Source organism: Burkholderia sp. Bp8992 (genome assembly GCF_003853705.1).
Taxonomy (GTDB): Bacteria; Pseudomonadota; Gammaproteobacteria; order Burkholderiales; family Burkholderiaceae; genus Burkholderia.
Genome location: NZ_QTQI01000005.1, coordinates 270,372 through 290,311 on the forward strand (window position 1 = coordinate 270,372; position 19,940 = coordinate 290,311).

Annotated in this window: 18 protein-coding genes; 16 read left to right on the plus strand and 2 right to left on the minus strand. The window is 60.7% G+C overall.

Annotation, left to right across the window (positions count from 1 at the left end):
- Window positions 1–58: 58 nt before the first annotated feature.
- From DIE03_RS10385 to DIE03_RS10400, 4 genes are all read left to right on the plus strand, one after another.
- Window positions 59–1,624, plus strand: a complete 1,566-nt coding sequence (locus DIE03_RS10385) for a class I adenylate-forming enzyme family protein (protein WP_109342685.1) — start codon at window positions 59–61, stop codon at window positions 1,622–1,624.
- Window positions 1,625–1,659: 35 nt separating this feature from the next.
- Window positions 1,660–3,141 carry an NADP-dependent succinate-semialdehyde dehydrogenase gene (gene gabD / locus DIE03_RS10390; RefSeq protein WP_124449963.1) on the plus strand — a complete coding sequence of 494 codons (1,482 nt, stop codon included), beginning with the start codon at window positions 1,660–1,662 and terminating at the stop codon, window positions 3,139–3,141.
- A 140-nt stretch (window positions 3,142–3,281) separates the two neighbouring features.
- Window positions 3,282–4,937: an MFS transporter gene (locus DIE03_RS10395; RefSeq protein ID WP_124449965.1), complete on the plus strand. Its 1,656-nt coding sequence runs from the start codon at window positions 3,282–3,284 to the stop codon at window positions 4,935–4,937.
- Window positions 4,938–4,971: 34 nt separating this feature from the next.
- A complete protein-coding gene (locus DIE03_RS10400; protein ID WP_124449967.1) occupies window positions 4,972–5,511 on the plus strand; it encodes a gamma carbonic anhydrase family protein in 540 nt (179 codons plus the stop codon).
- 178 nt (window positions 5,512–5,689) lie between these two features.
- On the opposite strand, the gene DIE03_RS10405 is transcribed toward DIE03_RS10400, so the two are convergent.
- Window positions 5,690–6,277 carry a hypothetical protein gene (locus DIE03_RS10405; RefSeq protein ID WP_124449969.1) on the minus strand — a complete coding sequence of 196 codons (588 nt, stop codon included), beginning with the start codon at window positions 6,275–6,277 and terminating at the stop codon, window positions 5,690–5,692.
- 23 nt (window positions 6,278–6,300) lie between these two features.
- The gene (locus DIE03_RS10410; RefSeq protein ID WP_124449971.1) at window positions 6,301–7,146 is read right to left on the minus strand and encodes a hypothetical protein; all 846 of its coding nucleotides are present in this window, start codon (window positions 7,144–7,146) and stop codon (window positions 6,301–6,303) included.
- 185 nt (window positions 7,147–7,331) lie between these two features.
- Here DIE03_RS10410 and DIE03_RS10415 point away from each other — a divergent pair, with 185 nt between their 5' ends.
- From DIE03_RS10415 to DIE03_RS10470, 12 genes are all read left to right on the plus strand, one after another.
- Window positions 7,332–8,213, plus strand: coding sequence for a sugar-binding transcriptional regulator (locus tag DIE03_RS10415; RefSeq protein ID WP_260434862.1), 882 nt, complete (start codon window positions 7,332–7,334; stop codon window positions 8,211–8,213).
- Between the two features lie 386 nt (window positions 8,214–8,599).
- A complete protein-coding gene (locus tag DIE03_RS10420; protein ID WP_124449975.1) occupies window positions 8,600–9,928 on the plus strand; it encodes an NAD(P)H-dependent oxidoreductase in 1,329 nt (442 codons plus the stop codon).
- Window positions 9,909–10,967 (plus strand): thiamine pyrophosphate-dependent dehydrogenase E1 component subunit alpha, encoded by a 1,059-nt coding sequence (locus DIE03_RS10425; protein WP_260434846.1) that lies wholly within the window; start codon window positions 9,909–9,911, stop codon window positions 10,965–10,967. Before DIE03_RS10420 ends, DIE03_RS10425 begins: the two co-directional genes overlap by 20 nt.
- Entirely contained in the window at window positions 10,954–11,955 is a 1,002-nt protein-coding gene (locus DIE03_RS10430) for an alpha-ketoacid dehydrogenase subunit beta (RefSeq protein WP_311767300.1), read from the plus strand. Before DIE03_RS10425 ends, DIE03_RS10430 begins: the two co-directional genes overlap by 14 nt.
- A 1-nt stretch (window position 11,956) precedes the next feature.
- Entirely contained in the window at window positions 11,957–13,267 is a 1,311-nt protein-coding gene (locus DIE03_RS10435) for an acetoin dehydrogenase dihydrolipoyllysine-residue acetyltransferase subunit (protein ID WP_124449977.1), read from the plus strand.
- 12 nt (window positions 13,268–13,279) lie between these two features.
- Window positions 13,280–14,023, plus strand: a complete 744-nt coding sequence (locus DIE03_RS10440) for an SDR family NAD(P)-dependent oxidoreductase (RefSeq protein ID WP_124449979.1) — start codon at window positions 13,280–13,282, stop codon at window positions 14,021–14,023.
- 160 nt (window positions 14,024–14,183) lie between these two features.
- A complete protein-coding gene (locus DIE03_RS10445; protein WP_185658137.1) occupies window positions 14,184–14,600 on the plus strand; it encodes a transcriptional regulator GutM in 417 nt (138 codons plus the stop codon).
- An 83-nt stretch (window positions 14,601–14,683) separates the two neighbouring features.
- The gene (locus DIE03_RS10450) at window positions 14,684–15,238 is read left to right on the plus strand and encodes a PTS glucitol/sorbitol transporter subunit IIC (RefSeq protein WP_221623677.1); all 555 of its coding nucleotides are present in this window, start codon (window positions 14,684–14,686) and stop codon (window positions 15,236–15,238) included.
- Between the two features lie 44 nt (window positions 15,239–15,282).
- Window positions 15,283–16,299 (plus strand): PTS glucitol/sorbitol transporter subunit IIB, encoded by a 1,017-nt coding sequence (locus tag DIE03_RS10455; protein ID WP_124449984.1) that lies wholly within the window; start codon window positions 15,283–15,285, stop codon window positions 16,297–16,299.
- Between the two features lie 19 nt (window positions 16,300–16,318).
- Window positions 16,319–16,696, plus strand: a complete 378-nt coding sequence (locus DIE03_RS10460; protein WP_124449986.1) for a PTS glucitol/sorbitol transporter subunit IIA — start codon at window positions 16,319–16,321, stop codon at window positions 16,694–16,696.
- A 51-nt stretch (window positions 16,697–16,747) separates the two neighbouring features.
- Complete coding sequence (gene ptsP / locus DIE03_RS10465; protein WP_221623678.1) at window positions 16,748–18,724, plus strand: phosphoenolpyruvate--protein phosphotransferase; 1,977 nt, start codon at window positions 16,748–16,750, stop codon at window positions 18,722–18,724.
- Between the two features lie 809 nt (window positions 18,725–19,533).
- A complete protein-coding gene (locus DIE03_RS10470) occupies window positions 19,534–19,914 on the plus strand; it encodes a cytochrome c (protein ID WP_260434848.1) in 381 nt (126 codons plus the stop codon).
- Window positions 19,915–19,940 lie beyond the last annotated feature (26 nt).

Genomic DNA, 19,940 nt, shown 5'->3' on the forward strand with positions numbered 1-19,940 from the left:
CCATCCGACACATCAGCGCCGCCAACCGAATCCGAAGGTGACGCTCGAGGAGACAAACATGATTCACACCGAGCTTATTGTGCCTGTCCACGAATTGCTCAAACGCCATAAAGAGCGCAATCCGGACAAGGCCGCATTCGAGGACGCGCGCACGTCCGTCACGTATGCGGAACTGGACGCGATGACCGCACGCCTTGCGACGCACTTCCGGCGGGCGGGCGTGCAGGCCGGCGATCGCGTCGCCGTTGTACTGCCGAATTCGGTCGAATGGGTCGTGAGCTGCCTCGCCTGCGTTCGTGCCGGTGCGATCGCCGTGCCGATCAGCCACGAGGCGACCTCGCCGGAGATCGAGTATCGGCTGGACGATGCACGCTGCACGTCACTCGTGACGAGCGATGCGCGCGAGCGGGAATTGCGCGCGGTTGGCGCTTCGGTCGGCACGGTCAAGGAATATGTGACCGTGTCGTGGTCGTCGCAGCCGGTCGTCGGTACGCCATTTGCAGTCGCGACGGCGCGCGGCACCCCGAGTGAGCCGTTGGATCCGGACACGATCGACGATCCGGCATTCGTGATCTACACGTCGGGAACGACCGGCAAGCCCAAAGGCGTGCTGCTGTCGACGCGCGGCATGCTGTGGGTCGCCGCCGCATGCTGGGCGCCGATTGCCGGCCTGACGGGCAGCGATCGCATATTGAGCGCGCTTCCGCTGTATCACTCGTATGCGCTGAACTTCTCGGTGCTCAGTGTGCTCGCAGTCGGCGCGACCGCGTACCTGATGGAGAAGTATTCGTCGAGCGAAATCCCGCGGCTGCTGTCTGACGGGCGCTATACCGTCATGCCGGGCGTGCCGACGATGTTCCACTACCTGCTTGAATCCGCGCGGGCGAGCGGGGGCGGCTCGCTGCCCGGGCTGCGGTTATGCGTGTCGGCCGGCGCGATACTGCCGGGCACGACGAATCGAGAATTCGAAAACATGTTCGGCCTGAAGCTGCTCGACGGCTACGGCATTACCGAAACCTCGACGATGGTCACGATGAACTGGCCGACCGGTGCTCGCGTGTTCGGCTCGTGCGGCCTGCCGCTGCCGGGTGTGGCAGCGCGCATCGTCGAGCCTGTTGGGTTGCGCGATGTCGGTATCGGCGAAGAAGGCGAGTTGCTCGTCCGTGGGCCCAACGTGATGAAGGGATACCTGAACAAACCCGCGGAAACCGACGCAGCATTGAACAACGGTTGGTATCGCACGGGCGACCTGGCACGCTTTGACGCGAACGGCTATATCACCATCACCGGGCGCCTCAAGGAGGTGATCATTCGGGGCGGCCAGAACATCTCGCCCGCCGAGATCGAAGAGGTGGTCTGCGAGTACGACGGCGTTCACGACTGCGCGGTCGTCGGCATGCCGCATGCGCATCTCGGCGAGGTGCCGGTGGCGTTCGTCGTCGAGCGAACCGAGGGTGCTTTGGACGTTGCCGCGCTGCTCGCGTATTGCAGCCTGCATCTGTCGGCGTACAAGGTGCCGTCCGCGATTCATGTGACGACGGAAATTCCCCGGACCGGATCGGGGAAGGTCATGCGGTTCAAATTACGCGAAGCCGTACAACCGGCCGAGCACGGTGACGCCTGACGCGTTACGCCTATCTTTTGACTGGAGAAGTATTGATGGCGACAATATCACTGAGCGGTCAGATAACGCTTCGGAATCCTGATCTAGTAAGGCATGCGTGCCTGATCGCAGGGGAATGGATTCACGCCGACCAAGGGGGAACGATCGACGTGCGCAATCCGTCGACGGGGCAGTCGCTCGGGACGGTGCCGCGCATGGGGCGAGACGAAACATTGCGCGCGATCGACGGCGCCAATGCCGCGCTGGCCGAATGGCGCTCGCGTACCGGGAAGGAACGTGCGGTCGTTTTGCGTCGCTGGTATGAATTGATGATCGAGAATCAGGATGATCTGGCGGCGATCATGACGGCTGAACAGGGCAAGCCGGTTGCGGAAAGCCGCGGGGAAATCGGCTATGCCGCGTCGTTTCTGGAATGGTTCGGCGAGGAGGCGAAGCGGGTTTACGGCGATACGATTCCCGGGCATGCGCGCGACAAGCGCATCGTCGTGCTGAAGCAACCCATCGGCGTGTGCGCCGCGATCACACCGTGGAATTTTCCTGCGGCGATGCTGACGCGCAAGATCGGGCCGGCGCTCGCCGCTGGTTGCACGATGGTATTGAAACCGGCGAGCCAGACGCCTTTTTCGGCGCTTGCGCTCTGCGTGCTGGCGGAGCGTGCCGGCGTACCAAAGGGGGTGATCTCGTGCGTGACTGGCGCGGCGGCGGAGATCGGCGAGACGTTGACGACCAGCCCGATCGTCCGCAAGGTCTCGTTCACCGGATCGACGGAAATCGGCAAGGTTCTGTTGGCGCAATGCGCGTCGACCGTCAAGAAGGCATCGATGGAACTGGGCGGCAACGCGCCGTTTATCGTATTCGACGATGCCGATCTCGACGCGGCGGTGAAAGGTGCGATCGCGTCGAAGTACCGCAATGCCGGACAGACCTGCGTATGTGCGAACCGGCTGCTGGTTCAGGATGGCGTGTATGACACGTTCGTCGAAAAACTGTCGGTGGCCGTGCAATCAATGCGCGTCGGCGACGGATTCGAAGAAGGTGTCGCGATCGGTCCTTTGATCGATGAGCATGCCGTCGCGAAGGTTGTGGAGCACGTCGACGACGCGATATCGAAGGGCGCGCGTGTCGTAGTCGGCGGAACGCGGCATCAGAAGGGCGGCAACTACTACGAGCCGACGATTCTTGCCGATGTGACTCCGTCGATGCGGATCTTTCGCGAGGAGACATTCGGTCCCGTCGCGCCCATTTTCCGGTTCAGTACCGATGACGAGGCAATCGCGCTCGCGAACGACACCGAATTCGGTCTCGCTTCCTATTTCTATAGCCGGGATATCGGTCGCGTGCTGAAAGTGGCCGAGGCGCTCGAATACGGCATCGTAGGTATCAACGAAGGACTGATTTCGACCGAGGTCGCACCGTTCGGCGGTGTCAAGGAGAGCGGGCTCGGACGCGAGGGATCGAAGTACGGCATCGAGGACTACCTCGAGCTCAAGTATTTGTGCGTGGGCGGTATCGCCTGACGCTCGGGGCGGCACCCGGGCGCGTCGATGCTTCGGTGCCGGTTCATCGTGAACTCGTCGATGGAGGTATCTCGCGCAATTAGATCCAGTAATGAAAGTTAAACAACAACGATGAATCCATTGGTTTGGAGGAGCTAGACATGTCAACGGTCAATGTGGCAGTGCCTGCGTCGCGGATGTCCCGTGACGAAAAACGAGTGGTTTTCGCATCTTCGTTAGGTACGGTGTTCGAGTGGTACGACTTCTTTCTCGCGGGCTCGCTGGCGACGTTCATTGGCAAGCACATTTTCTCGGGCGTCAACCCGACCGCGGGATTCATCTTTACGCTGCTGAGCTTTGCTGCGGGGTTCGCGGTGCGGCCTCTCGGGGCGATCGTATTTGGACGTCTGGGCGACCTTGTCGGCCGCAAGTACACGTTCCTCGTGACGATCGTCTTGATGGGCGGCTCGACGTTTCTCATCGGGTTGCTGCCGGGCTTTGCCACTATCGGGATCGCTTCGCCGATCCTGTTTGTCGCGATGCGGATGATTCAAGGGCTCGCGCTTGGCGGCGAATATGGCGGCGCGGCGACCTATGTCGCGGAGCATGCGCCGAATGACCGGCGCGGTGCATGGACCGCCTGGATCCAGATGACCGCGACGCTCGGGCTGTTCCTGTCGCTGGTGGTCATTCTGGGTGTGCGAACCACGACAGGCGAAGGTCCGTTCGCATCGTGGGGATGGCGAGTGCCATTCCTGATGTCCGTCGTCCTGCTCGGGATATCGGTGTGGATCCGCCTTCAGTTGCACGAGTCGCCGGCATTCGAGCGCATGAAGGCCGAGGGCAGTCGCTCGAAGGCACCCGTAGCCGAGGCATTCGGGCAATGGAAGAACCTCAAGCTGGTGTTGGTCGTGTTGTTCGGGCTGACGGCGGGGCAGGCAGTCGTCTGGTATACGGGGCAGTTCTACACGCTGTTCTTTCTGACGCAGACGCTCAAGCTCGAGGGTTCGACGTCGAATGTGATCCTTGCCATCGCACTCATGATCTCTGCTCCGTTCTATGTCGTGTTCGGTTCATTGTCCGACCGGATCGGACGCAAGCCGATCATCCTGATTGGTTTCGCGCTGGCGGCCGCCACGTACTTTCCCCTGTTCAAGGGGCTGACGCACTTCATCAATCCCGCGCTGGAGACGGCACAACGGAATGCGCCAATCGTGGTGAAGGCATCTCCTCTCGAGTGTTCGTTCCAGTTTAATCCGGTTGGTACGGCGACCTTTACCAGTTCATGCGATATCGCCAAGAGTGCGCTATCGAAAGCCGGGCTGAGCTACCGTAACGAACCGGCGCCGCCGGGAGAGCGGGCCGCGATCGTCGTCGGCGGCAGCGTCATTGCGTCATACGATGGAAAAGCCGCCGACGCAGCCATGCAAGCGCGTGATTTCGATCGGGCGCTGCAGCGTGCGCTGCACGATAACGGCTATCCGGCGAAGGCCGATCCGGGCAAGATCAATTGGCCGATGGCGATCCTTCTGCTGGCGATCCTGATGATCTACGGCACGATGGTCTACGGGCCGATCGCGGCCATGCTCGTCGAGTATTTTCCGACACGGATCCGCTACACGTCGATGTCGTTGCCATATCACATCGGCAACGGATGGTTCGGTGGATTCCTGCCGGCCTCCGCATTCGCGATCGTCGCGGCAAACGGGAACATCTATTCCGGCCTCTGGTATCCGATCGTCATTGCGGCCGCTTCGCTAATCGTTGGGGTCTTGTGCGTGCGCGAGACGCGCGGCACCGATATCTGCGCCAACTGACCAGACAACATATCGATACGGAGTCGAGCGGATCATGGCGTTATACGAATATCGAGGCGTGGCCCCGCGCGTTCATGCGTCCGCTTACGTACACCCGAGTGCGAGCATCATCGGTGACGTGATCGTCGGCGCCGGTTGTTATATCGGGCCCGGAGCCTCGCTACGTGGGGACTTTGGCGCTATTCGTGTCGGCGAGGACAGCAACGTACAGGACAACTGTACGTTGCATGTCGGACACGGGATGACATGTTTGCTTGGCGAACGGTCTCATGTCGGCCACGGCGCCGTGGTACACGGCGCACGTCTGGAGCGCAATGCGCTGATCGGGATGAACGCCATCGTGATGGACGACGCGATAGTCGGGGATTCCGCCATCGTGGCGGCGTGCGCTTTCGTCAAGTCTGGGATGCAGGTGCCGGCACAAACCCTGGTCATAGGCGTGCCGGCCCGTATCGTCCGCGTACTGACCGACGCGGAACTGCGTGAGAAGGTCGCAGCGACGAACCGATACTGCGAACTCGCGGCAGCGAGTTTGGCAACGATACGCCGGATCGATATGTCGATCGGTGGCTGAGCCGAGTGATATTCCCGGATTTCGACAGCCCCCGACCGGCGCCAATGGAATACGGCGATCGACGAGTGCCGAGCTCGGCTTTTGCGGTGGAGTGCCGCAATCGTTCGTTATCGGCACTACCGAACGTAGCCGTGCAGTGCGCCGCTGGCATGCTCGCACTGCACGATTCGCATACGAATCAATCGATCCCTGCGGTGCGGTGACCAGCATAGTACGGGGTGCGCCAGTTTGGCGTTATGCCCATGAAGTCGTCGAAATATGCAATGGCCAGCATTGGCTCTTCGAGCAAATTCTCGCGATACGATTGCCAGATTTTGACCTGTCCGATTTTTTCGGACGGTTCAACGACTTTTCCACACTCCTGCCGTGATATTTTTTTGACGAGCTCAACGCAAAAATGAGTCAGTGCGAATCCGGTGGGCCACCAGTTTGCAATTTCGCTGCTCGATTTTTTATGTGGAATGACGGTCACCGATGTGTCTCGGACGGCTTTGAATTTCAATAGTTCGGCGAGCAGTGCGCCGATGCAGAACTGAAAATAGTCAGCCGCGTTCTTGCGTAGGTAAAACTCGCTGTCTTCAAGGATTTGAGTCCACGCGACGAACGCTTGTGTGAACTGTCGATCATCGAGTTCGAGCAACACGCCGGAATTTTTTGAGTAGTCGTCGCAATACCGCTGAAGAAGCAGTCTGCAAGATGACAGTTTGGCGAGAGCCGGCCATACGCGATGTATGGACCTTGCGATCGGTTCGTGTTCGTCTACCAAGATGCTTCTCCGGTGCATTCACTTCACAGGTAGCTGACAATTCTGGAAAACTCGCGCTGCATCGCGTCGTCCGGACTTTTCGATCGCAATGCCGCTCGAATTCGCGACTCGGACGCGCCTACGAGATCGGCCGCGAAGCGAAGCAGCGCGTCGGGATCGGACGGAAGCGCTGCAGGCTGGACAATTCTTGCGCACCCAGTGATACCGAGTAATAGAAAAACATATACGTTCGGCTCGGATACCAGCCACCACGGCGCGACGACATCCGGCAATTCATCGAATCGTGCGCTTCGAATCGGATGGCGGTCGATGAGCGATAACGTGAGCCGGGAATACGCGCGGCAGATATCGTCTGAAAATTCATCCGGGGACGCCTCAATCTGGATTTCCGATATGCTTTTCAACACGTTGCCCGCGCCGCGCAGGCTGCTGAATGCGTCATTGATGCGGTGTTCAAATATAAGGACGTCCGTCGCGCCCGCGTGCAGGATGAATCGCTTCGCGGCTGCGTAATAAAGTGCCGAGCAGTGGCGGATCAGCTTTGTATCCGCGGATTCGCGAATGACGCGTTCCAGGCCGCCGTCGAAGCTGACCGGCGCTTTCCAGTGATCCTGCAGTGGGGGAATGGCGTGACCTGCATACGTTTCGGCCGTTTCGAGCAATGTGTCCGCGATATGGCCGACGGAGCCAAGAAATTGCGGCAACGGCGGCAAGTTCGCGCGGTGGGCAGCGGTTCGTTGAGAATCGGACCCAGAGCCGGGGGCGTTTCGCGCCGCGTATCGAAGTTGCCGCGCACAATCCATCAATGCAAGGCGAACCTGACTGAGATCCTGGACGATGTGCGATGGCGTCAATGACTTGGGTTCCATGGCTGCCTCGAGACTGAAACATTTGAAGTTAAGATAGCACATTTGTTCAGTGTCATTGATCACGTTAATTTAGGGGAGGAAGCGTGCCGAGAGCCCGAACCCAGCACCGAGAAGAGGCCATCGACGAACAAAGTCCAGCGCGCAGACTGCGACTGCGCGCGGCGTGGATGTACTTCGTGGAGGAGATGACGCAACACGAGATCGCACAGAAACTCGGCATCGGTCGGGTGACGGTCGTGCGCCTGCTGGCCGCTGCGCGCGAGCGAAACGAGGTAAAAATTTCGATTGGTGATCGCCTGATCGAATGCGTGGATCTCGAACGGCAACTCGAGGAGCGATTCGGGATCGCGGAAGCGATCGTCGTACCGTTGTCAGCGCGAGACGCGGATGCCACCGCGCCGGTAAGCGCCGCCACTGGCGAATATGTGTCGTCGATGGTGCGGTCGAACATGAAAATCGGCGTCGGTTGGGGGCGTACCCTTGTCAGTTCGCTGTCGTACATGGGGGAGCGTCCCGTCGAAAACGTCTCGGTGGTTTCACTGTTGGGCGGCATCATGAAAGCCCGGCATTTCAACCCGGCGGAGTTCGCTTGGCGTTTCGCGACGTTGTATCAGGCGGACTGCTACCTGATGACCGCGCCTTTGGTGGTCGACAGCCCGGAGACCCGGCGCACGCTCATCGAGCGCTGCGGCCTTCGGGATATTTTCGATCTGGCGAGATCCCTGGATGCGGTCGTCCTCGGCGCTGCGGGCACTGGCCCGGAGGCAACGGCGCACCGCTCGCGGTTCATCAGCGATGCTGATCGCGAATCCGTGATCAAGGCGGGTGCCGTGGGCGATCTGCTTTTCAACTTTTTCGGCGCCAACGGACAACTGGTTGACCATCCCATCAACGAGCGTGTGATGTCCGTGCCGCTCGACATCGTCAAGCAAGTACCGGTGCGCGTGCTTGCAGCGGGCGGCGTGAGCAAGGTGCCGGCGCTCGGGGGCGCTCTGAGGTTATTGCGACCGTCCGTATTGATCACCGATCAATACGCCGCAGCGGACTTGCTGAAACTAGCGGACTGACTCTTCGCGCGGAAAGGGCCCCGTCACCTTTCCGTACTCCGCGCTCGTCCCCACTGCCGAGAGAAGCGCGCTCTCGCACCTCCCCATTCGCAGCGACGGCAGTTTTGCTGCGCCGCATCAATTTCTGTATCAGTGCCCGCCGCTGAATTGTCGCTCGCGTCCGCGAGCCCTTCGGTGCGGCTCATCATCTCCATCCCCAAATTTCCATGCGCTAGGAATAACCCTAGATGCACTCCTTTTATCGCTCGGTTGCTTGTACCTTTAGTGAACAAAGTGCTATTGTAAAAAACAAATGTGCACTGAACGTCGCGGCGATCCAGGTTGCAGACGCGGGTTAAGGGCACATGCCTGCGCAAGCGCGCGTCACTACCCAGGAGACATCGTCGATGCTCAACATCATTCCCAGCGGCCTGGCGGCCGACCTCAAAGCCCGTGCCCAATCGGGCAGACCTATCCGAATCGGCTTGATCGGCTCCGGCGAAATGGGCACGGACATCGTGACCCAGGTCCGGCAAATGGAAGGTCTTGAGATCGGCGCGATCGCGGACCTCCGTGTCGACGCCGCATGCGAAGCGGTTCGAGTCGCCAATCAGGCGGACGAAGGCTATCGCGTCGTCGAGACCGGCTCGGGGATTTCGCAGGCGATCGAGGCCGGATCGATCGCCATCACGCAAGACTCGAATGCGATCTGTACCAACGATCAAATCGACGTGGTTATCGATGCGACCGGCAAACCGGCGGTGGGCGCGCAGATCGGGCTGCTGGCCATGGAGCACGGCAAGCATCTCGTGATGATGAACGTCGAAGCCGATGTGACCATCGGTGCATACCTGCGTCGTGAAGCGGAGCGGCTGGGTGTGGTGTACACGCTCGGTGCCGGCGACGAGCCGAGCTCGACGATTGAGTTGATCGATTTCGTCAGCGCGCTCGGTTATCCGATCGTCGCCGCGGGCAAGGGCAAGAACAACCCGCTGAATATCGACGCGACACCGGACGACTATATGGCGGAAGCCATGGCGCGCAACATGAATCCGCGCATGCTGGTGGAGTTTGTCGACGGTTCGAAGACCGCGGTCGAAATGGCGGCGATCGGAAATGCGACCGGGCTGATTCCGGATGTCGCCGGCATGCACGGTCCCGCGGCCACGCTCGACCAACTGCATGAGGTGCTTTGTCCGGTGGCGGACGGCGGGATCCTCACCCAAAAGGGCGTAGTCGATTACACCATTGGAAAGGGCGTCGCGCCCGGGGTGTTCGTCGTTGCCGAACTTGCACATCCTCGCCTGCGCGAGCGCATGGCTGACCTCAAGCTCGGCAAGGGGCCGTATTACACGTTTTATCGCCCGTATCACCTGACGAGTCTCGAGGTCCCGCTCAGTTGCGCGCGCGCTGTCCTGTACGGCAAAGCCGACATGCGGCCGCTCCCCGTTCCGGTGGTCGAGGTTTGCGCGGTGGCGAAGCGAGACCTGAAAGTCGGTGACCGCCTCGACGCGATCGGCGAATTCACGTACCGCGCGTGGGCCATCGCGGCGGACGACGCGCTTGCGCAGCGCGCGGTTCCATGCGGCTTGCTGGAAGGCGGCGTTGTCACCCAAGCAATCCGAAAGGGCGAATTGCTGACGTACCAGAACGCCGCGGTCGACGCGAACGCACCGATCGTCAAACTGCGCCAGCGCCAGGACGAAATGGTCCGCGGTGCGCGTGCTGCCGCTTGAGGAGAAGATGATGGGATTCGTTGCAGAGAAGATCGAAGGAATGCCCGAAGTCTATCGGCATGTCTCGGTGCAAGCGCTGCGTGACGCGCTGAAGAAGATGCAACTTGTGCGTCGATTCGAGGAGAGCGCGGAGCAGGCGTATATGCGTGGCCTGATTCACGGGACGATGCACCTGTCTATCGGGCAGGAAGCTTCTGCGATTGCGATGACGATGCTCCTGACCGATGAGGACTACATCACGTCGACGCATCGCGGGCACGGCCACTGCATCGGCAAAGGTGCGGATCCGAAACGCATGTTCGCCGAATTCTTCGGCAAGGAGACGGGGTATTGCCGGGGGCGGGGTGGTTCGATGCACATTGCGGATGTGAGCCGCGGAAATCTCGGCGCCAACGGTATCGTGGGAGGAGGCTTGCCTATCGCGGTCGGCGCGGCGCTGTCGATCAAGAAGCAGCGCAAGGACTCGGTTGTCGTGTGTTTTTTCGGCGATGGCGCGAACAATGAAGGTGCGTTCCATGAATCGCTGAATTTCGCCGCGATCTGGAAGCTGCCGGTGATTTTCGTCTGTGAAAATAACCGGTACGGCATGTCGATGTCGGTCGAACGTTCGACGGCCGTCAGTCGGATCTCGCAGCGCGCGGTTGCGTATGACATGCCCGGCATAACTGTCGATGGCAATAGCTTCGGCGACGTGCTGACTGCGGCTGAAGGCGCGATCGAGCGCGCCCGAAAAGGCGAAGGGCCGACACTCATCGAGTGCGAGACATACCGCATTCGCGGCCACTCCAAGAGCGACCGGAACCGCTATCGCACCCGCGAAGAGATCGAGTCCTGGGGCGCAAGGGATCCCATTGCGAAATTCGAGCGGCAGTTGGTGGAGCTTGGGCTGATCGACGCCGCAGCGGTGCAAGCAATCCACGCGGAAGTCGAGGAAGAAATCAAGGCGGGTCTGGACTACGCGCAGAACAGCCCGGCACCGGACATCGCCGAGTTGACGCGCTATGTATATACGGAGAACGGGGGGAATGACCATGAGTGACCAGCGCGAACTGACTTACGCTCAGGCGATTCATGAGGCAATGGGCATCGCAATGGAGCGAGACGAGCGCGTGTTCCTGATGGGCGAGGATATCGGAGTCTACGGCGGTGCGTTCCAGGTGACCGGTGACCTGTTTCAGCGCTTTGGTGCGGAACGTGTCATGGACACGCCCATCGCGGAGCTGGCAGGCGCCGGCATTGCGGTCGGTGCGGCCATGACCGGCTGCCGGCCGATCTACGAATTCCAGTTTTCGGACTTCGCAACGCTTGCGATGGAACAAATCGTGAACCAGGCCGCGAAGATGCGTTACATGCTGGGCGGAGAAGTCTCGGTGCCGGTTGTGATGCGCTTTCCGGCCGGTTCCGGGACAGGTGCCGCAGCCCAGCACAGCCAGAGCCTCGAGGCCTGGTTCGCGCACGTTCCCGGATTGAAAGTGGTGCAACCCAGTACGCCCCATGACGCGAAGGGATTACTGCTTGCTGCGCTCGAGGATCCCGATCCGGTGATGATCTTCGAACACAAGCTCCTGTACAAGAGCAAGGGCATCGTGCCGGAGGGCTACTATGTGGAGCCGATCGGCAGGGCCGTCGTTCGCCGCGAGGGGCGGGATGTCACGATCGTCGCGACTTCGATCATGACCGTGCGTTCGCTGGAGGCGGCAGACGCGCTGCAGCAGGAAGGCATCGACGTGGAAGTGATCGATCTGCGCAGCATCCGGCCGATCGACCGTCAGGCGATCATCGACAGCGTACGCAAGACTTCGCGTCTGGTATGTGTGTACGAAGGTGTTCAGCAACTGGGCATAGGCGCCGAGATCGCGTCGATCGTTTGCGAAAGCGACGCCTTCGATTATCTGGACGCACCGATCGTCCGGCTGGGCGGCGCGGATTGTCCGTTGCCTTACAACCCGCAGCTCGAGAAGGCTGCCGTGCCGCAGGTGCCCGACATCGTCGAGGCGGTTCGGCATATCGTCGGTCGGAGGGGCTGAGATGGCGACCGAAGTGATTCTTCCTCGCGTCGACATGGACATGACCGAGGGTACGATTACCGCTTGGTATGTCAAGGACGGCGACACGATCAGGCAGGGCGAGCCGATCTTCGACATCGAGACCAGCAAGGCCACGATGGAAGTGGAGGCCCCGGCGAGCGGCACGATCCGGCAGATTACCGCCAGCGTCGGCGATACTGTCCCCGTCGGAACCGTGATTGCATGGATCTATGCCAGTGGTGAGACCGTCATCGAGCACGACGTCGGCACAACCGCATCAGGCGTTGCCGAGCCTGACGCTGCGGCTGAATCCCCGATCCATCGTCGCGCGGATGTCGCAGATGCGGCATTGCCGGGCGATATCAGCGACAGCCGGATTCGCGCGACGCCCGCCGCTCGCCGGGCTGCTCGCGAAAGCGAAATCGACTTGGGCAGCCTGCAGGGATCCGGTCCACATGGGCGGATTATCGAAAATGATGTGCGCACCGTCGCCGCTGGGCGCGGTGGTTCACGTGAAGTGGTGGCCGGCGCGAGCCAGCAAGGCTCGCTCAATCGGGTCTGGCTGCAACGCGGCGGCCCGGCGACGCTGGTGTTTCTGCATGGATTCGGGGCCGAGGCGAATAGCTGGCGCCCATTCTTCAATGCGTTGCGCGACGCCGGCCTTGCGAAGAATCTTGGTGTACTGTCGATCGATCTGCCCGGACATGGAAGATCGCCGGCCGATGCTGCCGCATCGCTGGAGAACATCGTCGACGCGATTGGCGCTACGCTGGCGGCAGAAGATGTCGCGCACTGCCATCTCGTCGGGCATTCGTTCGGCGGGGCTGTAGCGATTGCGTTGAGCGCTTCGCGCCGTGTGCGTGTGTCGTCGTTGACGCTGGCCGCACCGGCTGGGCTGGGAACCGAATGCAACGGTGCGTTCTTGCGCGGGCTGACGCAAGCCGCTGATCGAACCAGTCTTACGCGATGGCTGCGGGAATTGGTCGCGCGTCCCGGTGTGATCGACGACGCGTTCATCGCGACGGCAGAGCAGCAATTGTCGAGTGAGGCAAAACGTGTGACGCTTGCGTCAATCGCAGAGACGTTCTTCCCGGGCGGGCGGCAGAAGATCGACCTGCGAGAGGCCATCGCGTCGCTGACGATGCCTGTTCGCATCGTCTGGGGGGCGTCGGACAAAATCATTCCGATTACGCACACGAACGGCCTGCCTGGCCGGATTGCGCAGCACCGGTTCGCGGACATCGGTCATTTGCCGCACGTCGAAGCGCTGGCTGATGTGGTCGGTATCGTCGGCGAGCAACTGTCACGGTAGGCGGAGCCATTCATGAACCTGAAGCTTGACGGCAAGGTCGCGCTGGTAACGGGGCTGTCGTCCCCGATCGGCGACGAGGTGGTCCGTGCCTTGCGTACCGCTGGCGCAACGGTGCTTACGCAGCGGGCACGCGCTCTCGAACTGGTGGGCGAAACGGGAGACGGTCAAGCGAATGTCGACGGTACGCCGCCGGAAATCTTCACGGCGCGGCGTGCGGTCGAACTGGTCGAACGTACCGTTCTCGAATTTGGTAGGCTCGATATCGTCGTCCATAACGGCTGCGCGCGGCTGGACGGGGGAGGCGATCTCGAGATTCCCGAACGAGAAATCGATCAGGCGTACGCCGAGTGTGTCAAGGCTGCGCTTTACATAGCCCATGCCGCGGCATCGCAGTATCGGCGAGTCAAGCGAGGCGTGATCGTGAATATCGCGCCGACCGCCGAAGCCGATTCTTGGTGCGTGCCGTGGCAGAGCGCCTGTGCCGCGGCGCTCTGTCAGCTATCCCAAGCACTGGGGCAACGATTGAAAGGTGACGGGATCCGCGTCAATGCCGTCTGTCCAACGGTACCTTCATACGATGAGTTTCGCCGCGCCTCACGGGGAGCGACGCTGCAGCCGGCCCCGCTGCCGTCGATCCCGCGGCGAGAGGATGGCATGTCCGCCGCGGTGCGTGCCGCTCTCTTCCTGGCTTCGGAGGCGTCACACTACATCTCGGGTCTCGTGTTCCCGATCGAAGTCAATTCGGGTTTTTGTTAGAAGAATCGTTTCCACGAGCTTTGTGTCGCGTTTTCCCGTATTTACCCACAAATGAACAATTGTATTATTCAAATAAACATTTGTTCAAATGGCGGCGCGAAATAGCCCGCCAGATTCGTACCATTTGTTAAAGCAGCTCGCGCGAGGCAGGAGACACGCAATGGAACTCGTACGGTTTGGCTTACTGGCATTGGCGGTTACGTGGGCGCTGCAGCTCATCGCCGGGTGGGCCCATATGCGCTACTACAGGGACACGCTCAGAAAGACGGCGCGCACGTGGGGCGACGGGTTCCTCGGCGTGGGAACGTTCAAGCCGCGGATCGGGCGTGGCGCGGTTGCGATCGTCGTCATCAGTGACGATCGCATTGTCAGGCAAGTATTGGCCATGTCCGGACTGACTGTGTTTGCTCGCTTTGAAGCGCTTTCCGGATTCAACGGCGGGTCAATCGGCGAGTTTCAGCAACATGTGGCGTCCTCGGCGCTTGCGCCGCGTCTCAGGCACGCGCTACACAGTGCGCTCGACATGGCTTGCAGAACCGCGAACGTCAGCGGTCCTATCGGTGCTGTGATTGAGTAGACGAGCGCTGTAAAGCTCGCAGGTCGCAGCGCTGTTTTGATTCACGCATCTGTTGCACATCACAACTTCATCAGGAGACAACCATGAATCCACTGGATTTTCTTACTCATGCCGCCGAGGCGTTCATCGGTGTATTCAACGCAGGCGGAAAGACGTTCGTCGGTTTTGTTACAGGTATTTTGCCGACACTGATCGTGCTGCTCACCGCGGTCTACACGATCATCGCGCTGGTGGGAGAGGAGCGGATTCAGGGATTGGCTCGTTTCCTTTCGAAGAACATCGTGACGCGATATTCGCTGCTGCCGTTACTCGCGATGTTCTTTCTGACCAATCCGATGGCTTACACGTTCGGTGTCTTCCTTGAAGAGCGTCACAAACCCGCGTTCTACGATTCCGCGGTGTCCTTGTGTCATCCGATCACTGGCTTGTTTCCGCACTGCAACCCCGGCGAGCTGTTCGTCTGGCTTGGCGTGGCAGCAGGTATCACGAAGCTCGCTGAAACCCATGCCGCACCGTTTTCGTTGCCGAAACTCGCGCTCTTCTACCTGGGCGTCGGCCTTTTCGTCAATCTCCTGAAAGGGGTGCTGACCGAAGCGATCACCCGCATGATCGCCAAGCGCGAAGGCATCACGCTTTGAACTCGACACGATAAAACACGAGAAATCACCTGGAGGAGAACGAAATGGATGCGCGTACATACAAGGCTGTTCAGGTTCGAAAAGGACCCAACGGCTGGGGAGGTCCACTCGTCATCGCACCGACGGTGGAGCGCAACAAGATCGTGGCCGTGACCGGAGGAGATATTCCGAAGGTGGCGCAGCGGCTGGCGGATTTGACCGGAGCAACGGTCGTGGACGGCTTCCGCAATCCGCCGCTCGAATCGGAAATCGCGGCTGTCGTGATCGATTGCGGGGGAACCGCGCGGTGCGGCGTATATCCGCGAAAGCGCATCCCGACCATCAATCTGAGTCCGGTCGGGCAGTCGGGCCCACTTGCGCAATTCATTACCGAAGACATCTATGTGTCGGGCGTCGAATTGAACAGCTTGCAGTCCGTTGACGACGACGCGTCGAACGTCGACGTGCATCGCGCCGCTTTCGCGAGCGGCGACGCACCGCCCGCCGCAACGCCCTTACCGGCCGAACCGCGAACCGGGGCAGGCCACGGCGGCTTCGTCGGGATGATCACGTCGGTCGGCCGAGGCATGGGTGGTGTCGTGAATGTGCTGTTCACGAGCGGGCGCAAGTCGATCGATACCGTCATTCGCAACGTGCTGCCGTTCATGGCGTTCGTGACGATGTTGATCGGCGTAATCAATTCGACCGGGGTGGGAACCGGGCTCGCTCATCTGCTTTCGCCGCTGGCGGGCAATATCGTCGGCCTCGTGATCCTGTCGGCGATCTGCGGTCTTCCGTTCTTGTCGCCCGTACTCGGACCGGGAGCGGTGATCGCGCAAGTCATCGGCGCGGCAATCATCGGGCCGGCCATCGGCAATGGCACGATTCCGCCGCATATGGCGCTGCCGGCGCTGTTCGCGTATGACACCCAGGTTGGTTGTGATTTCGTGCCGGTCGGGATGGCACTCGGCGAAGCGAAACCGGAGACGATTCGCGTCGGCGTGCCGGCCGTACTGATCAGTCGCCAGATCATGGGACCGGTCTCGGTGTTGATCGCCTGGGTGGTCAGCTTTGCTCTCTAAAAACATCTTGAGGTCACGCATGCATTACTACAAGACAATCATTTCCAGTATCGGCGAAGAGGTGGAGTCCCTTCTCGAAGGTGGCGTGCTGATTTTGTATTCGGATGGCGCGCCTTCTGAACTGGCTGAAGTGTCGGTTCTTCACCGCGTAGAGCAGGCGCACAGCCATGCGCCGCGTATCGGTTCCGTGCTGCGCATCGGCGAAATTTCCGCGATCGTGACTGCCGTTGGGCCGTCGGCCTGGAACAAGGTGAGCGAACTGGGTCATGTCGTCATCACGTTCAATGGAGCCCATTCGGCGGAGCGCCCGGGAGAGATCTGCGCATCGACGGTCGATTTTGAACGGCTCTTCAAGAACATGCAGAAAGGGACCGTCATCGAGATCGTTGACGCCTGAATTGCGCCGACGTCAATCGTCGTCACCCACGGAATACGAAAAGGCATCGTCATGTTGGAAACTCAGGTTGTTGTCAAGGTACACGAGGGTCTGCACGCGCGCCCCGCGACGCAATTCGCAAAGCTTGCGAAGGAGTTCAATAGCGCGCTGAAAATCGGGAGAGGCGATGCATGGGCGGACGCGAAGAGCGCCGTGAAGCTCATGTTGCTAGGCGTGAAGCAGGACGAGCAGATACTTCTCCGAGCGGACGGCGAAGACGAATGCGAGGCGGTCGACAGGTTGACGCAATTTCTGTCGAATGTCAGCGCAATCGTGCAGGGCGCCACTGCGCCGGACGGCCATCGCGGGTCCGACAGTTCAGCGACGGCTCCGAGAGCGTTCAAGCACACGGCCGCCGCGCCATCCGTCGACGATGCCGATTCTCCGGGCGCATTGAAAGGTGTTCCGGCGAGTGAGGGTCTGGCATTTGGCGTTGCGCTCGCGTATGTTCGTGACGAGCTCGTGGTCGATCGCCAGTTCGTGTCGGAACACGAGGTAGCAGACGAGGCCGCGCGATTCACCGCGACGCTCGAGTCCACTTTGGCTGCGATGCTGGAGCCGGGCGACGGGACGATGGGAAACGAGATCATCGAGGCGATCGCCGATGTCGCAAGGAGCGACGACTATGCGGGCACCATTCGCGAACTCATTGCAACGCGGTGGAGCGCGGCGGCGGCTACGCTGAAATGCGGGCAGGATCTGGCGTTCGCGTTCGAATCGATGACGGACGAGTATCTTCGTAGCCGCGCCGACGACATTCGCGGCCTGACGCGCGAGATCGTGGCCGTGCTTCTTGGCAAGCAGCAGAAGTCGCTGCGGGAACTGGACGTACCGAGCATTATCCTTGCCGAGGAACTGTCCGCGCCGGATCTCGCGCGCGCGAACCTCGCCAATATCCTCGGAATCGTCTGCACATCCGGCAGCGCGACGTCTCACGTTGCGATCATCGCACGCTCGCATGGCATTCCGGCAGTTCTGGGTCTGCCGATCGACAAGGACAGGCTGAGATCGGTCGCGCGCGTATCGATCGACGGCACGACCGGGGAGGTTTGGCTCGACCATTCGGACGAGCATGAAAAGGAGCTATCGAGCCGCATCGAGGCGCAGCGCGAACAGCAATCGGCGCTCCTTGCTTATCGGGACGTCGAGCCGAGCACTCGCGACGGACGCAAGATACAGATCGCCGCGAACATGGGTTCTCTGTCGGAGCTCGACTCGGCTCTGCAAGCCGGCGCGATGGGCGTGGGGCTATTCCGTACCGAGCTTTTGTTCATGGACCATCAGCGAGTGCCCACGGAGGACGAGCAATACGAAGTTTATGCCACGCTCGCACAGCGCTTTCACCCGTGGCCCGTCATCATTCGGACGCTCGATGCTGGCGGCGACAAGCCGTTGCCGGGCATTCGCTTCCCGAAGGAGGAGAATCCATTTCTGGGGTGGCGAGGCATCCGGATGTGTCTTGACAGCCCTGAAGTGTTCGAGCCGCAACTGCGAGCGCTACTGCGTGCCACCGCGCACGGAAACATCTGCGTGATGTTGCCGATGGTCGACGATGTCGACGAGGTTCGCCGTACGAAGGCGATCATCGAGCGCATCGCCGCGGAACTCACCGACGCGGGGGTGCCGTTTGCAGTTCCAAGGCTCGGCATCATGATCGAGACGCCGGCTGCGGTTCTCACTGCCGATTTGCTGGCGCAGGAGGTCGAGTTCTTCTCAATCGGTACCAACGACCTTACGCAATACGTCATGGCCGTCGATCGCATGAATCCCAGCCTTGCGTCGCTTTACAGGACCGAGCACCCGGCTGTCATTCAGGCGATCAGGATGGTGTGCGACGCGGCGAGGCGGGCGAACATCAGTGTCGGCGTGTGCGGTGAGGCTGCGTCCCGGCCAAACATGATTCCCGTGTTCGTGAACTTGGGGGTCGACGAACTCAGTATGAGTCCCAACTCGATACTGCGTGCAAAAAAAATCGTGACGGAACTCTGATTTCCGGATCGGAGAACGATAGGAGCGTGGCATCGACGGTCCACAAGATTCGTATTTGCCACTGCTTCACACATTCGGCTGGATCCACGAGGTGCCGGACGACCTGTCTGACCCTACGGGTATCCAGTCTTGTCGGGTTGTTTCACTATGCCTCCCGAACTGCTTCGTGGTCGACATGGCGCGATTCGAGGAGGCGATTTTGCCGGATGGAACTGCAAGCCCGTCTTCGCGAACACGCGCAGGCTTCACAGCATCGGCGCTGATGCGCCCACACCCACAATTGCATCTCCGGCCGATCCGTCGCGTCGCCGGGTTCATCATCACGGGAAGCTCGGCACGTTTGTAATCGCACGATGCCGAGCCGGATGCGCGTCGCGCCGCTCTGTCGCTGGCGAGAGCCGTTCGAGCTTTCCCCAAAATTGTCTGGTTTCCTTCCGCGGTTCGTCCAGTCGAGCGTCTGCATCAAGAACGGGCGACGAGCCGCGAGGTGAAACGTTCGGCCGCACCACCTGCAGCGAAGCTGCTCGCCGCGCAGACCCGGTTCTCCAGCGTCCGGCGTGTGCGGTCTCACCCCCGCTGCGTTCCACCCAGGCATACCGGGCGATGTCGGTGTAATCCCTGATCATCATTTAGCCTTGTATTACCTGCCGGACGACTGCCATCGCTACAGTCCGGTTTAACAGCTGACGACGGCAGGCGCAACAGATTCGCGGCGATTGGAACGAGCGGCGTGGCAACGCTTCTGACGCCGTGCACGCTTACTGTCGGTCTGCAAGTGAGCCGGCGCAAATCACCCACAAAGAGCATCTATGTCATTGAAGCCCAGTTCTCGCCCGCGAGCGACGCATTGTGCAGTTGGCATCGTCACCATATTTGCAATGATCGGTTCGTGTTTGCTCACGACGAAGCACGTTGATGCTGCCGAGACGGCCGATTCCGCGGCCGGCCAGGCGAAGTTTGCCTTGTGCATAGCCTGTCACGGTGCGGATGGCCGTACTCCGACATCGCCCGGCTTTCCGAAGATTGGCGGTCAGAATCCATCGTATGTAGCGGCCGCGTTGCACGCATACAAAAGCGGGCAACGCAATGGAGGCCTTGCCCACATCATGCAGTCCATGGCCGAGGCGCTCAGCGACCAGGATATCGACAATCTGGCATCGTATATCGCAACCCTGGGTGCCGACAAGTAGACGACGGTCCTCGCGGCTTTTCCTCC

Coding starts and splice junctions, on each gene's coding strand:
- DIE03_RS10415 (WP_260434862.1), top strand. CDS start 7,332: ATGACGCAACACGAGATCGCACAGAAACTCGGCATCGGTCGGGTGACG.
- DIE03_RS10460 (WP_124449986.1), top strand. CDS start 16,319: ATGCATTACTACAAGACAATCATTTCCAGTATCGGCGAAGAGGTGGAG.
- DIE03_RS10410 (WP_124449971.1), bottom strand. CDS start 7,146: ATGGAACCCAAGTCATTGACGCCATCGCACATCGTCCAGGATCTCAGT.
- DIE03_RS10445 (WP_185658137.1), top strand. CDS start 14,184: ATGGAACTCGTACGGTTTGGCTTACTGGCATTGGCGGTTACGTGGGCG.
- DIE03_RS10470 (WP_260434848.1), top strand. CDS start 19,534: ATGTCATTGAAGCCCAGTTCTCGCCCGCGAGCGACGCATTGTGCAGTT.
- gabD (WP_124449963.1), top strand. CDS start 1,660: ATGGCGACAATATCACTGAGCGGTCAGATAACGCTTCGGAATCCTGAT.
- ptsP (WP_221623678.1), top strand. CDS start 16,748: ATGTTGGAAACTCAGGTTGTTGTCAAGGTACACGAGGGTCTGCACGCG.
- DIE03_RS10455 (WP_124449984.1), top strand. CDS start 15,283: ATGGATGCGCGTACATACAAGGCTGTTCAGGTTCGAAAAGGACCCAAC.
- DIE03_RS10400 (WP_124449967.1), top strand. CDS start 4,972: ATGGCGTTATACGAATATCGAGGCGTGGCCCCGCGCGTTCATGCGTCC.
- DIE03_RS10385 (WP_109342685.1), top strand. CDS start 59: ATGATTCACACCGAGCTTATTGTGCCTGTCCACGAATTGCTCAAACGC.
- DIE03_RS10420 (WP_124449975.1), top strand. CDS start 8,600: ATGCTCAACATCATTCCCAGCGGCCTGGCGGCCGACCTCAAAGCCCGT.
- DIE03_RS10430 (WP_311767300.1), top strand. CDS start 10,954: ATGACCATGAGTGACCAGCGCGAACTGACTTACGCTCAGGCGATTCAT.
- DIE03_RS10395 (WP_124449965.1), top strand. CDS start 3,282: ATGTCAACGGTCAATGTGGCAGTGCCTGCGTCGCGGATGTCCCGTGAC.
- DIE03_RS10440 (WP_124449979.1), top strand. CDS start 13,280: ATGAACCTGAAGCTTGACGGCAAGGTCGCGCTGGTAACGGGGCTGTCG.
- DIE03_RS10450 (WP_221623677.1), top strand. CDS start 14,684: ATGAATCCACTGGATTTTCTTACTCATGCCGCCGAGGCGTTCATCGGT.
- DIE03_RS10435 (WP_124449977.1), top strand. CDS start 11,957: ATGGCGACCGAAGTGATTCTTCCTCGCGTCGACATGGACATGACCGAG.